This is a genomic window from Pseudomonas sp. So3.2b, assembly GCF_019464415.1.
Lineage (GTDB): Bacteria > Pseudomonadota > Gammaproteobacteria > Pseudomonadales > Pseudomonadaceae > Aquipseudomonas > Aquipseudomonas shahriarae.
On sequence record NZ_CP080494.1, the window covers coordinates 4,758,211 to 4,771,785 of the forward strand.

A 13,575-nucleotide genomic window follows, 5' to 3' on the forward strand; every position below is an offset into this window, starting at 1 on the left:
ACCGCAGGCTCAAGTTTTGTCCTGGTCCCGAGGCCAACTCAGGCTGAAGCAGGCGCCACCCAGGTTGTTGCTCTTGCTGATCAACGCCCGCCCGCCGTGCCAGTAGATAATCCGCCGCACAATCGACAAGCCCAGGCCATGCCCGCCCGAGGCGCGGGTGCGGCTGTCATCCAGGCGCAGGAAGGGGGTAAAGATCCGTTCCCAGGCACTTTCCGGAACTCCCGGGCCATCGTCTTCGACGTCGATACGGCATCGCACCTGGCCCACCTGGTAGCTGATCAGCACCCGCGACTGGGCATGGCGCATGGCATTGCTCACCAGGTTTTGCAGGGCGCGGTGCAGGTAGCGCGGCTCGGCATCGACCCAGGCAGCGTCCAGATGGGCCGATGACAGGCACACCCCCCGCGCCACTTCGATCCCCGGCCGCAGCGGCGCCAGTTCCTCGATCACCTGATCGAGCAAGGCACTCAGGTCGACCCGCTGGAAACTCAGGGCCGGCGAGCCCTGCTCCAGGCGCGCATAGGTCAGCATCTCATCCACCAGGCCGTCGAGGTCCTGGATATCGCTGTCCATGCCTTCCATATATTTACGCCGGGCTTCGGGCGTGGCGGCGTCGCCGATCATCTCCAGGCCAAAACGCAGGCGCGCCACCGGCGTACGCAGCTCATGGGACACCGCGCGCACCAGTTCGCGCTGGATCGCCAGCAGGCGCTGCAAGTGCTCGGCCATGCCATTGAAGGCCGCCGCCAGACGCCCTACCGAGTCGGCCCCGCGCGCCGGCACCCGGGCTTCCAGGTTGCCTTTGGCGATGCGCGTGGCGGCCGCCTCCAAGCCACGCAGGCGGCGCTCCAGTTGACGCACCAGCAAGTACACGATCAGGCCGATCAGGGTCAGGCCGATCAGGGCAATCAGCACCAGCCATTGCGCCGGATAAGGGTTCATTTGGTACAGCGGGCCGATTTCCAGAACCCATGGCGTGCCGACCATGCCGGCAAACACGCGGATTGAGTCGCCACCCTTGCCCAGGGCCATCACCGTATCGCCTTCGGCCACGCGACGCCGCTGGTCCTCGTCCATATCGGCTTCATCCAGCTTCAGCAGGTGCATTTCAAAGCCGAAGCCCTTGGCCTCTTTCAAGTCAGCCAAGCGTTGCGGCTGCTCGGCCACCGGAAACCGCACCAGTTCGTCGGCCAGCAAATAAATGGTGGCCCGGGCCAATTGCTCGCTGATCTGCTGCACTTCGCCGCTGAGCAGCAGTTCCTCTTTCTCACTGACCAGGCGCAAGACCCGCGCCGCATGGGGTCCGGTCTGCTCCACCAGGACCTGGCCGCGTTGCAGGCGATTGCGCTGGCTCAGGTCCAGGCGGGCGTCCGCTACCGCCTGCAATTGCAAGGGAATCCCCAGCAACCGCTCCCACACCGCCAGGGCGCGCTGGCGCTCGATACTGCTCATCGGTTGCAGGTTGTCGCCCATCAGGGCAAAGGTGCCGTGGGCCAGGCGTTCGCGGTACTGGCCGCTGCGCACCTCATTGAGCAGGTGCAGGGCCAGGACGCCGAGCAGCGCCACCAGGATCAGCGCCGCGCACATGCCGCCGTAGATGCGCAGGAAGATCGAGTTCACGGCAGCATATCGGCAGCAGCTTCGGGGACGAACAGGTAGCCTTTGCTGCGAATGGTCTTGATCAGGCGCGGGTGGATGGGGTCGTCGCCGATTTTCGGGCGGATCCGCGAGATGCGCACGTCAATGGAGCGGTCCTGGCCGTCGTAGCCGATGCCGCGCAGGGCGGTGAAGATTTCTTCGCGGGACAGGATACGTCCGGCATTGGCCACCAATAACCACAGCAGGTCGAATTCGGCGCTGGTCAGTTCGATGCCGCCGTCGTGCAGCCAGGCTTCGCGCAGGGCGTTGTCCACCACCAGCGGGCCGAACTGCAGGCGCCGCTGCTTTTCCGGGACGGCGGGCTCGGGGCTTTCGCTGCGCCGCAGCAAGGCCTGGATCCGCGCCAACAGCAGGCGCGGGCGCACCGGCTTGCACACATAGTCGTCGGCGCCCATGTCCAGGCCCAGGACCTGGTCCATGTCGTCGGTTCGCGCGGTAAGCATCAGGATCACCCCGTCGTAGCGCTCGCGCACCTTGCGGCAGATGCTCAGGCCGTCTTCGCCGGGCAGCATCAGGTCGAGGATCACCAGGTCCGGCTGCTCGGCAATGATCCGCGCCACCGCCTGGGCCCCGTCGCCCTCTATCGAGACCCGCAGGCCGTGGCTTTCCAGGTAGTCACGGGTCAACTCAGCCAGACGCTGGTCATCCTCGACAATCAATACCTGCCAGGCTTCTTGCTCCACGGGTGGTCCTCGTTTTTATAAGCGATCTGTCAGGACTGCGCAGGTTCAAATGTGGCAGCGGGCAAGCCAGCCCCCCTATTTTGATCTTCGCCAGCCGTACCTAATTTGTCATGCACAAAGGGCATAATCGTGTAGGAATGAAGGCCGATTGTAGCCATGGCCCCGCCCTCAAACACAAGCCAGGAAATGCATTCGGTGATCGCCTTTTTTTGTGATAGGGTTCGCGCCCGCAAAAATCCAAGCGGGTGTTCTCGGCTTGGCATATTCGGTGACAAACGGTGCGATGCAGCAGTACTGCGGCCTACACGGCGGTTCCACCTTTCATACACATTTTACCCACAGCGTTATCCACAGGCAGTGCGTTGCTAAGCCTTCCAAAACGCATTATCTTGTACCTCGTCGCTAAAAAAACCCTACATGTAGGGTTTCAAGCGAAAAGACCAAACACAAATCAGACAAGAAACTCAAGCCCTTTCTTGCTCCTGTTTGGTGGAACTTAAACCTTTTTCGAAAGCCCAAACCGCGCACGCGGATGGCTGCTGTTTTCCAACCCCGAATGGGAGAAAGCGGTACGGGTGTTGCAATACAAGCAACACCCACTCAGGAATACGGCAAAGAGCTTAAGGCTCGGAACCGAAGACTTCGGCATGGAAGCGGCGCGAACAGCTCCCTTCCTCCTGCCCCGAGGTTGTTATGCCAGGCCAAGGCCTGTTGTAAGTGCTTCAGGACGGAACGGTGGGCACCGTGATGGTGCCCAAATAAATATAGAATGTGGAGACACCCCCCCATGCAAACCGACACAACTCGCGAGAACCCGCAAGGCTCCGTGCCGCAGGCCGCTGATTCGAATATGGATCTGTCCGCCACCGCGCCCGGCCAATTGCGCGTGATCAAGCGTAACGGCACTGTCGTTCCTTATACCGATGACAAAATCACCGTCGCCATCACCAAAGCGTTTCTTGCAGTTGAAGGCGGCACCGCTGCCGCTTCGTCGCGTATCCACGACACCGTTGCCCGCCTGACCGAACAAGTTACCGCGACCTTCAAGCGTCGCATGCCCTCGGGCGGCACCATCCACATCGAAGAAATCCAGGACCAGGTCGAACTGGCCCTGATGCGTGCCGGCGAGCAGAAAGTGGCCCGCGACTACGTGATCTACCGTGATTCGCGCGCCAAGGAGCGTGCCGTACACGCGCCGTCCGCCGAAGCCGTGCAAGCTCACCCGTCGATCCGCATCACCCTGGCTGATGGTTCGTTCGCGCCGCTGGACCTGGGCCGCCTGAACACCATCATCACCGAAGCCTGCGAAGGCCTGGAAGAAGTCGACGGCGACCTGATCCAGCGTGAAACCCTGAAGAACCTGTACGACGGCGTGGCCCTGACCGACGTCAACACCGCCCTGGTGATGACCGCCCGTACCCTGGTCGAGCGTGAGCCGAACTACTCGTTCGTCACCGCCCGCCTGCTGATGGACACCCTGCGTGCCGAAGGCCTGGGCTTCCTGAAAGTCGCCGAGAGCGCGACCCACCACGAAATGGCCGACCTGTACGCCAAGGCCCTGCCTGCCTACATCGCCAAGGGTATCGAGTTCGAATTGCTCAACCCGATCCTGGCCACCTTCGACCTGGAAAAACTCGGCAAGGCGATCAACCACGAGCGTGACCAGCAGTTCACCTACCTGGGCCTGCAAACCCTGTACGACCGTTACTTCATCCACAAGGACGGGATCCGCTTCGAACTGCCGCAAGTGTTCTTCATGCGCGTGGCCATGGGCCTGGCGATCGAAGAGAAGAACAAAGAAGACCGTGCCATCGAGTTCTACAACCTGTTGTCGTCCTTCGACTACATGTCGTCGACCCCGACCCTGTTCAACGCCGGTACCCTGCGTCCACAGCTGTCGAGCTGCTACCTGACCACCGTGCCGGATGACCTGTCGGGCATCTACCACGCGATCCACGATAACGCCATGCTGTCCAAATTCGCTGGCGGCCTGGGCAACGACTGGACGCCGGTGCGTGCACTGGGTTCGTACATCAAGGGCACCAACGGCAAGTCCCAGGGCGTCGTGCCGTTCCTCAAGGTAGTGAACGACACCGCCGTCGCAGTGAACCAGGGTGGCAAGCGCAAAGGCGCGGTATGTGCCTACCTGGAAACCTGGCACATGGACATTGAAGAGTTCATCGAGCTGCGCAAGAACACCGGTGATGATCGTCGTCGTACCCACGACATGAACACCGCCAACTGGATCCCTGACCTGTTCATGAAGCGCGTCTTCGATGACGGCCCGTGGACCCTGTTCTCGCCATCCGAAGTGCCGGACCTGCACGACCTGACCGGCAAGGCCTTCGAAGAGCGTTACGAGTACTACGAAGCCCTGTCCCAGTACCCAGGCAAGATCAAGCTGTTCAAGACCATCCAGGCCAAAGATCTGTGGCGCAAGATGCTGTCGATGCTGTTCGAAACCGGCCACCCATGGTTGACCTTCAAAGACCCGTGCAACCTGCGCAGCCCGCAGCAGCACGTGGGCGTGGTCCACAGCTCGAACCTGTGCACCGAGATCACCCTGAACACCAACAAGGACGAGATCGCCGTCTGCAACCTGGGCTCGATCAACCTGCCGAACCACATCGTCAACGGCAAGCTGGACACCGCCAAGCTGGAACGCACCGTCAACACCGCCGTACGCATGCTCGATAACGTGATCGACATCAACTACTACTCGGTGCCACAGGCGCAGAACTCCAACTTCAAGCATCGTCCGGTCGGCCTGGGGATCATGGGCTTCCAGGACGCTTTGTACCTGCAGCACATTCCTTACGGTTCGGATGCTGCGGTCGAGTTCGCCGACAAGTCCATGGAAGCGGTCAGCTACTACGCGATCCAGGCTTCCTGCGACCTGGCCGACGAGCGCGGCGCCTACGAGACGTTCCAGGGTTCGCTGTGGTCCAAGGGCATCCTGCCGCTGGACTCGCAACAGATCCTGATCGAGCAGCGTGGCCAGAAGTACATCGACGTTGACCTGAACGAATCCCTGGACTGGGCACCGGTACGTGCCCGTGTGCAGAAAGGCATTCGTAACTCCAACATCATGGCCATCGCACCGACCGCGACCATCGCCAACATCACCGGCGTATCGCAGTCGATCGAACCGACCTACCAGAACCTGTATGTGAAATCGAACCTGTCGGGCGAATTCACCGTGATCAACCCGTACCTGGTCCGCGACCTGAAAGCCCGCGACCTGTGGGACTCGGTAATGATCAACGACCTGAAGTACTACGACGGTTCCGTGCAGCAGATCGAGCGCATCCCGCAAGAACTCAAAGAGCTCTACGCGACCGCCTTCGAAGTGGACACCAAGTGGATCGTTGACGCCGCCAGCCGTCGTCAGAAGTGGATCGACCAGGCCCAGTCCCTGAACCTGTACATCGCCGGCGCTTCGGGCAAGAAACTCGACGTGACCTACCGCATGGCTTGGTACCGTGGCCTGAAAACCACGTACTACCTCCGTGCCCTGGCCGCGACCAGCACCGAGAAGTCGACCATCAACACCGGTAAGCTGAACGCTGTATCCAGCGGCAACCACGGTGACGATTCGGTACTCGCTGCTCCAGCCGGCCCGGCACCAGTGCCAAAGGCCTGCGCGATTGACGAGCCGGATTGCGAAGCTTGCCAATAAGCTGAGCCCGCCTTGGGTTTAACTCCCTAGGCTAAAAAGCCCTCGATATGCCCAGTGGTGTATCGGGGGCTTTTTTTGCCTGGCAAAAAACCCGGCCCAGGCTAGATCAACACAGTCGCCAGACCCGACTGAGGTACACCGCCTCGCCGCCCCCACAACTCGATGCGGCCATCAATCACGGCCATTGAGTGGCCATTATATTCCACGGTTCCCACCTTGCTGTTTCTCAAGTCAGCATCGGTCGCCGGCCGGTAAAGCCCCTTCAGGCCCAAACGATCCAACCCCTCGCGGGAGTACTCACCATCGTTGAGGCTGTCCATCGCAGCCGTGAAACTGCGTCCGGCCGTGCCGTCGTTGTTTTCCATCTGCGCGCGCTTGGCACTTGCGGCATACAGGAAGTTGGCATCGGTCAACATCTGAGGGTCGTCACCCTTGAAACGAGCGTGTGTGGCCGCCTGCTTCAATTCGTCCTTGGTAAAAGACACCTTGACCCCATCGCGCATGGTCACTTCATAGCCGTTGGCCGTCTCCTTCACCTCCTTGAAGATGTCCGTAGGTTTCTGGCCGTACCGCATCATGGCGGCCTTTATCGCCGAAACGGTAATGCAGTTGCCATCATCGCCCTGGCTGAAGCCGCTCCAGATATTGCTCGGCTTTTTCCCGGGGTTACTATTGTCCGGTTTGTAGTTGTAATACTTTGAGCCTTCGGTAATCGGCTTATTGCTCATGGACTCGGTGGGGCCAAACCCACCCGGACTCACTCTACCGCCACCGCCGCCACCACCCCCCCCGCCGCCACCTCTTGGCGATGGCGGGGTCGGTGGTGCTACATCCTCGGGAAACCATTCCTCCAGCAACCGCTTGAGAAATTCAAGAAACTTGTCATCCGCGTCTTTGATCTCACTGTTGAGAATTTCCTTGAATTTCTCGTCACCCAGCTTCTCGCGCAGAACATTCAATTTGTCGCGTAGATCCTGAACCGTCTGGGTCCTGGCGCCTTGCTCAGCATCGAACATCTGGCGCAGCGACGTCTTGACCGTAGACTTTGCGCTTACGGACTGGGCAGGCGATGGCACACTTGATGCTGCAGGTACAAACATTGCGCGCCCAGCACCTGGCGCAGACACCCCTGAACTCCACATTCTCAGCCCCCCTGATGGATGAGCCCGCAGGGCTCTGGACCAATCAGTGGCAAGGCAGAAGCGGCGTGTTCCTTCCTAAGGATTTCACCGCGTTACCTGACGCGTCGCGGGGGATTTTCCAACGCCCACAAAAAAGCCCCTCTTCCGAGGGGCTTCTTGTCCAGCGCTAGCGCATCACGTCATCTGAATGATGGTCTGCATGATGGTGCTCTGGGTGGAGATCGTCTTGGCGTTCGCCTGGTAGTTGCTCTGGGCCTTGATCAGGTCCACCAGCTCATTGGTCAGGTTGACGTTGGAGTTCTCCAGGGAGTTGGCCACGATCGAGCCCAGGGTCCCGGCTTCCGGTGTATCGTAGCCAGGCTGGCCCGAGGCAAAGGTTTCTTTCCAGGTGGTGCCACCGGCAGGCTGCAGGCCTTGCTCATTGTTGAAGCTGGCCAGGGAGATCTGGCCAATGGCCTTGCTCTGCTGGTTGCTGAAGGTGGCGAACAGCACACCGCTGCCGTCGATTTTCAGCCCGGTGATTTCGCCGGTGGCATAGCCATCAGTGATCGGCGGGTTACGGTAGCTGGCCGAGTTGTACTGAGTGATGTCGGACATGTTGATCGCGATACCGCCCGGGTTGGCAGCAGCCCCGTTGTCAGGGTTCCACACGCCATTTTCCATGACGCCCGGCTTCCAGTCGCTGATGGTCAGGGTGGTATTGGATACGGTGCTTGGCGGGGTAATGATCCCCGTCAAGGTGCCTGAGGTATCAAATGTCACCGTGGAGGCCACCGGAGCAACCGCACCGGTTCCCTTGAGCGGCGTACCGTCAGGGTTACGTCCGTCGATCAGGGTGTAGGAGTTCCAGGTATTGGAGCCGGTTTTCACCATGTACTGCACCATCTCATGGGCGTTGCCTTGAGTGTCATACAAGGTGGTGCCGTACTGCTCGGTAAACGAGCTCGCTACAGTCGGGTCAAACGGGTTGGTCGTCTGGTCGATCACCGGTTTGGAGGAGTTCAGGTTGCTGCTGGAGTCAACCTTGGTCGACGCTTTAGGCGGCAGGTTGGACAGGTTGATCCGCAGATCGGTCAGGCCGCTCTTGGAAATCTTGCCATCTTCATCGGCAGCATAGCCCTGCAGGCGCGAGGTGCCGGTGTTGTTGGTGATGTAGCCGTCCTTGTTCGCCTGGAACGAGCCATTACGGGTGTATTCCAGCGAACCGTCGCTGCCCTTCTGCACGAAGAAGCCGCCGCCCTGGATACCCATGTCCAGCACGCCGCCGCTGCCGTTGACTTCACCCTGGGTGAACTGCTGGGAAACGGCCGCCAGGTTCACGCCGGTGCCGATGGTTTTATTGCCGGTGCCCAGGCGGGACGCGGCATAAATGTCGCCGAATTCTGCGCGGGACGACTTGAAACCGGTGGTCGCGACGTTGGCGATGTTGTTGCCGGTCACGTCCAGTTGTTTGTTGGCCGCATAGAGGCCGCTAAGGCCGATATTAAAAGACATGTTTCTCTCCTCTTGCCGTATTTAGCCGGCTCTATGTACCGATAGTCTGAATTTGCGACAGCTTGATGCTGCCCATGCCGCCAGAAAGATTGAGCAGCATTTCGCCGCCGGTCTGGCTCAAGGTCACGCTGGTGACCGTGGCCGGCAGCGAGGTTTTCAGGGAGACCGAATCACCGGCGTCATTCTTGGTGCTGGCCGCGAAGGTGTAGGTGCCAGAATCAAGCTGCTCGCCCGCTTCGTTTTTACCGTCCCAGATAAAGTCCGACTTGCCGGCGCTCTGGGCGCCCAGCTCGATGGTCTTGACCAGCTTGCCGTCCTTGTCGGTGACCTTGACGGTGACACTGCCCACCGACGCCCCCACGGCAACCGAGCCGGTAAAGCTCTTGCTGGTATCAACCAGGGCCTTGTCGGTTTCAATAATCACCGAGCGCCCTACCAGCGAAGACGCTTGCAGCGCTTGCGACGACTTATAGTTGCCGGTGATGGTGTTCACCGAGTCGTTCAAGGTGTTGATGCCTTCCAGGCTGCTGAACTGCGCCAGTTGGGCCACGAACGCGCCGTTGTCCTGGGGCGACAGCGGGTTCTGGTTCTTCAGCTGGGTGACCAGCAGTTGCAGGAATGCATCCTTGCCCAGGGACTGGTTGCCCGAGGCCGCCTTGGCCGTATCGGCCAGGTTGCCCTGAGTGGACTTGGCATCCTTGACCTTGGAGTCGAACAGACTCTGGACCGTCGAGTTACTCGACACATCGTTAGTGACGGACATGCTTTAGCGCCCCTTATCACTGACCGAGGGTCAGGACCTTCTGCATCATGGCTTTGGCGGTGTTCATCATTTCCGCGTTGGTCTGGAACGAGCGACTGGCGGAAATCATGTCAGCCATTTCCTCGACCACGTTGACGTTGGGGTAGTACACGTAGCCCTTTTCGTTCGCAGCGGGATGATTGGGTTCGTAGCGGGCGTCGAGGTTGCTCTGGTCTTCGACCACACCCAGCACCTGCACGCCCTGGCCGGCAGCATCCTGGCTCTGGAACAACGAGTCGCTGCCGCCGTTCTGACCGGCCTGGAACATGGTGGCGAACACTGGGTGCCGGGCGCGATAGGTCTGGTCGATGCTCGACGACACCGTTTCGGCGTTGGCAATGTTACTGGCGACCGTGTTCAGACGCGTGGTCTGGGCGCTCATGCCACTACCGGCAATATTGAAAACACTGGATAGAGACATGGCTTATTCTCCGCGCAGGGCTGACATCAGCCCTTTGAATTTGCTGTTGAGCAGGGTGAAGCTGGCCTGGAAGTTCACCGAGTTCTCGGCGTAGTTCGATTGTTCCAGCTGCGCGTCGACCGTGTTCTGGTCGATCGACGGCTGCATCGGCGTGCGATACATCAGCGACTCATCGCCACTGCTCAGGCCCTGCGCTTCGATATGACGGTTATTGGTCATGTTCAAGGCGAAGGAGCCGTTCTTGGTCTTGTCGCTCTGTGCGGCGAGCACGGCGGCAAAGTCCAGGTCCCGAGCCTTGTAGTTCGGGGTATCGGCGTTGGCGATGTTGTTAGCCAGGACTTCGGCACGCTGGGCGCGGAAGCCCAGGGCCTGTTCATGGATACCGAGCGCTTTATCGAAGCTGATGCTCATGGCGGAAACCTTTAGGGGCTGACCTGCTTTTCTGTAACAGGGTTATAGCAAGCGCCATGCCAGGTTTTTCAGAGCCCATAAATCAAGGGCTTAGGGAGATATTGCCGGTGGCAATGCCGGAAAAGCGGCAACGCTTGACCGCGAAACGTCAGGAAAGCGGCAATGGGTGTTGCCGTTTTATGCCGGGGAGATAATCGATGGCGTTGCCGCCAGCGATGGCCGGCCGGGACCTTTGGTTGACGATGAGCAACCAAAGGTCTTTTCTTGCAAGGTTTCCACTATCGGCATCAAGCGCCTTAAAGGCGCCATCAAGTCAAAAGGATTACGTTTTCCTTAAATACGACGCCGTTTCCGGTCATGGTTCCCCTCTGGACCCTGCCGCCCTTGCTCCCCCAGTGATCCTCTACCCCTCCAACCACCACCATCGAATGGGCCGTACCGGGCCCCGCGACGTCCTTCTCTATGATGCCCAGCCGGCCATTCTGCAGATCGCTTACGGTTCCCTGCCGAATATGATCCTTCATGCCCAGCCGGATAAAGGCGTCCTTGGTGTGCTCACCATTGCCAAGGGAGTCCAGGGCCTTGGAAAAGTCATATTTCGAATTTTCATGGTTGGCTTCCTGTGCTTTCTTGGCACTGGTCGCATAGGCCAGGACTGCGGTCTTTTTCATCACAGGATCATTACCTTTAAAGCCGGCATGACGCTCTGCCGCCTCCATCTCCTGGCGAGTCAAATTCACCTCACTCCCGTCCTTCAACGTGATGTGGTAGCCATTCTGGGTTTCCTTCACATCCTTGAAGAGGTCGGTCTCCTTCTTGCCATAGCGCTCCATCATTGCCTTGATGGCTGAAACCGTGGCGCAGTTACCATTTCGCCCTTGAAAAAACCCTGCAAAAACATCCCCGGTATCTTTCCCGGCCTTGAGTCCGGCACGGACTGAATCGCCCCCTCCAAAAGAAGAGAAATCGTTTGTCGGTAGAGAGTCACTGGAGGCAAAAGAGTCGTAGCTAAAAGCCTGTCTCGAAACCCCACTATTGACCGGGGAAAAGCTGATGCTCGGCGCCCCGGACGCCTGAGTGCCAGGCATAGGGCTGGAACCTGCCCACCCCCTTGCCGCCCCTGCGGGGGGATCCTGCACACGCCGCGATTCAATAACCGGATCGAACGCAAAACGTGCACCTCCCGGACGATGCTCTGTCGAAATGTTTCCCATACCCTCCTCCTTCCGGTGAACGTGGCGATAAAGACTTCGCGCCCTCGTCAACACGGCTTACGTTTTGAACGAACGGAACTTGCCCACCCATCCGTGGCGAGCTGAGAAACATAAGTTCCAGAAGGGGGAACATCCCGCGCAAAAAAAAGGGAGACCCTTGCGGGTCTCCCTTGTTTGCACGGCTTGCCGCGTCCTGAAGAACGGGCTCAAACCATCACTTGGCCTGGTAGATAATACCGGGGCTGCACTGCACCATCTGGTAATGATCCGGCAAGCCATTGAGCGCCTCGGAAGCACCGAGAAACAGATAGCCTCCACGCTTGAGCGTGCCATGGATGCGCAACAGGATGTCCTTCTTCACTTCAGCCGAGAAGTAGATCAAGACGTTGCGGCAAAACACGATGTCGAACTTGCCCAGGCTGGCGTAGCTGTCCAGCAGGTTGAACGAGCGGAACTCCACCCGGCTCTTGATCGGCGCCTTGACCGCCCAGCGCCCGGCCCCCTTGGGGTCGAAATAACGCTGCAGGCGCTCCGGCGACAGACCGCGGCCCAGGGCCAGGCTGTCGTATTCGCCCGTCTTGCAGTTGGTCAGCATGGTGCCGGACAAGTCAGTGGCGACAATTTGCACCCCTGCCTTCAACTGGCCCATGTTGGTCCGCTCGAACTCGTCGATGGACATCGACAGCGAATACGGTTCCTGCCCCGACGAACACGCCGCCGACCAGATGCGCAGGCGCTGGCCAGGGCTGGCCTTGATCGCCTCGGGCAATACCTTGTTCTTGAGCACCTCGAAGGGATAAGTATCGCGAAACCATAAGGTTTCGTTAGTGGTCATGGCATCGACCACCATCTCCTTGAGCCCGCTGCGCGGTTGGCCCTGGATGCGCTGCACCAGCTCGCCCAGGGACTTGATGCCCTGCTGCTCCATCAATTTGTTGAGACGGCTTGATACCAGGTATTGCTTGTTTTCACCAAGCAATATGCCACAGGCTTTTTCCAGGAATACCCGGAACTGTTCGAAATCCAAATTACCCGTAGACAATGAAACCGCCTCTTAACTCGTGTGACCGCCAGGGAGAAAGCCCCTAGCCGTGATCTGCAGATTTGATCCGGTCGACTACCCGGGATGCCAGGTCATCAGGACGGAATTTGGCCAGGAAGTCATCGGCACCGACCTTCTTGACCATCGCCTGATTGAATACACCGGACAATGAAGTATGCAGGATGATATGCAATTTTTGCATGCGTGGGTCGTTGCGTATCTCGGCCGTGAGGGTGTAGCCGTCCATTTCCGGCATCTCGATGTCGGAAATCATCATCAGGAATTCTTCTTCCGGCTTCTTGCCTTCGTCCACCAGCTTACGCAGATAATCCAGCGCCTGGCGGCCATCATTGAGCGCCACCACTTCGACACCCACGGTCTGCAGGCAACGGGACACCTGCTTGCGCGCCACCGAGGAGTCATCCACCGTCAACACCCGCAGGGACACGGCCTTTTGCTGGGTCTGCTCATCCACGACCCCCACCGAAATCTGCTCCGACGTCGGTGCCACTTCCGCGAGGATTTTCTCGACGTCGATGATTTCCACCAACTGGTTATCGACCCGCGTCACTGCCGTGAGGTAGTGATCGCGCCCGGTGCCCTTGGGTGGTGGATGGATCTCTTCCCAGTTCATGTTGACGATGCGCTCCACCGAGCGCACCAGGAAACCCTGGGTCTTGGTGTTGTACTCGGTGATGATCACAAACGGGCTCTCACGATCCTGCAAGCCGGAAGAGCCGGTGGCCATCGCCAGGTCAAGAATAGGAATCGTCGCACCCCGGATGTTGGCCACGCCACACACCACCGGGTTGGACTTGGGCATTATGGTGAGCTTGGGACATTGCAGCACCTCCCGCACTTTAAAGACGTTAATGCCATAGAGCTGCTTGCCATCGAGACGAAACAGCAACAACTCCAGGCGATTCTGCCCTACCAGCTGTGTGCGCTGGTTCACTGAATCCATTACACCCGCCATGCCCAGACTCCTACGCTACAAAACTTACGGGTACGACGCGTACCCAACACAA

11 protein-coding genes are annotated in these 13,575 nt (G+C 59.3%); 1 reads left to right on the forward strand and 10 read right to left on the reverse strand.

The window, feature by feature from the left end; translation table 11 throughout:
• Nucleotides 1-9: 9 nt before the first annotated feature.
• Both K1X80_RS21310 and K1X80_RS21315 read right to left on the reverse strand, forming a co-directional pair.
• Nucleotides 10-1,620, reverse strand: a complete 1,611-nt coding sequence (locus K1X80_RS21310; protein WP_057960424.1) for an ATP-binding protein — start codon at nucleotides 1,618-1,620, stop codon at nucleotides 10-12.
• Nucleotides 1,617-2,342, reverse strand: coding sequence for a response regulator (locus tag K1X80_RS21315; RefSeq protein WP_057960425.1), 726 nt, complete (start codon nucleotides 2,340-2,342; stop codon nucleotides 1,617-1,619). Before K1X80_RS21315 ends, K1X80_RS21310 begins: the two co-directional genes overlap by 4 nt.
• A gap of 787 nt (nucleotides 2,343-3,129) precedes the next feature.
• On the opposite strand from K1X80_RS21315, the gene K1X80_RS21320 reads away from it, so the two are divergent.
• Nucleotides 3,130-6,021: a ribonucleoside-diphosphate reductase subunit alpha gene (locus tag K1X80_RS21320; protein ID WP_057960426.1), complete on the forward strand. Its 2,892-nt coding sequence runs from the start codon at nucleotides 3,130-3,132 to the stop codon at nucleotides 6,019-6,021.
• A gap of 101 nt (nucleotides 6,022-6,122) precedes the next feature.
• Here the strand turns inward: K1X80_RS21320 and K1X80_RS21325 are convergent, their stop codons facing one another.
• The 8 genes from K1X80_RS21325 to K1X80_RS21360 form a co-directional block, all read right to left on the reverse strand.
• On the reverse strand, nucleotides 6,123-7,121 hold the full coding sequence (locus K1X80_RS21325) for a hypothetical protein (protein WP_258571532.1): 999 nt from the start codon (nucleotides 7,119-7,121) through the stop codon (nucleotides 6,123-6,125).
• 216 nt (nucleotides 7,122-7,337) lie between these two features.
• Nucleotides 7,338-8,657 (reverse strand): flagellar hook protein FlgE, encoded by a 1,320-nt coding sequence (flgE, locus tag K1X80_RS21330; RefSeq protein ID WP_057960428.1) that lies wholly within the window; start codon nucleotides 8,655-8,657, stop codon nucleotides 7,338-7,340.
• Between the two features lie 31 nt (nucleotides 8,658-8,688).
• A complete protein-coding gene (flgD, locus tag K1X80_RS21335) occupies nucleotides 8,689-9,420 on the reverse strand; it encodes a flagellar hook assembly protein FlgD (RefSeq protein WP_057960429.1) in 732 nt (243 codons plus the stop codon).
• 16 nt (nucleotides 9,421-9,436) lie between these two features.
• A complete protein-coding gene (gene flgC / locus K1X80_RS21340) occupies nucleotides 9,437-9,880 on the reverse strand; it encodes a flagellar basal body rod protein FlgC (RefSeq protein ID WP_029294486.1) in 444 nt (147 codons plus the stop codon).
• A 3-nt stretch (nucleotides 9,881-9,883) separates the two neighbouring features.
• Nucleotides 9,884-10,291: a flagellar basal body rod protein FlgB gene (gene flgB, locus K1X80_RS21345; protein WP_057439685.1), complete on the reverse strand. Its 408-nt coding sequence runs from the start codon at nucleotides 10,289-10,291 to the stop codon at nucleotides 9,884-9,886.
• A gap of 308 nt (nucleotides 10,292-10,599) precedes the next feature.
• Nucleotides 10,600-11,505, reverse strand: coding sequence for a hypothetical protein (locus K1X80_RS21350; protein WP_128593708.1), 906 nt, complete (start codon nucleotides 11,503-11,505; stop codon nucleotides 10,600-10,602).
• A 214-nt stretch (nucleotides 11,506-11,719) separates the two neighbouring features.
• Entirely contained in the window at nucleotides 11,720-12,547 is an 828-nt protein-coding gene (gene cheR, locus K1X80_RS21355; protein ID WP_057439687.1) for a protein-glutamate O-methyltransferase CheR, read from the reverse strand.
• 43 nt (nucleotides 12,548-12,590) lie between these two features.
• A complete protein-coding gene (locus K1X80_RS21360; RefSeq protein ID WP_057439688.1) occupies nucleotides 12,591-13,523 on the reverse strand; it encodes a chemotaxis protein CheV in 933 nt (310 codons plus the stop codon).
• Nucleotides 13,524-13,575: the final 52 nt, after the last annotated feature.

Excerpts from the sequence above, each read along its gene's own strand:
- K1X80_RS21320 (WP_057960426.1), top strand. The coding sequence starts at position 3,130 with ATGCAAACCGACACAACTCGCGAGAACCCGCAAGGCTCCGTGCCGCAG.
- K1X80_RS21325 (WP_258571532.1), bottom strand. The coding sequence starts at position 7,121 with ATGTTTGTACCTGCAGCATCAAGTGTGCCATCGCCTGCCCAGTCCGTA.
- flgE (WP_057960428.1), bottom strand. The coding sequence starts at position 8,657 with ATGTCTTTTAATATCGGCCTTAGCGGCCTCTATGCGGCCAACAAACAA.
- flgD (WP_057960429.1), bottom strand. The coding sequence starts at position 9,420 with ATGTCCGTCACTAACGATGTGTCGAGTAACTCGACGGTCCAGAGTCTG.
- flgC (WP_029294486.1), bottom strand. The coding sequence starts at position 9,880 with ATGTCTCTATCCAGTGTTTTCAATATTGCCGGTAGTGGCATGAGCGCC.
- flgB (WP_057439685.1), bottom strand. The coding sequence starts at position 10,291 with ATGAGCATCAGCTTCGATAAAGCGCTCGGTATCCATGAACAGGCCCTG.
- K1X80_RS21350 (WP_128593708.1), bottom strand. The coding sequence starts at position 11,505 with ATGGGAAACATTTCGACAGAGCATCGTCCGGGAGGTGCACGTTTTGCG.
- K1X80_RS21360 (WP_057439688.1), bottom strand. The coding sequence starts at position 13,523 with ATGGCGGGTGTAATGGATTCAGTGAACCAGCGCACACAGCTGGTAGGG.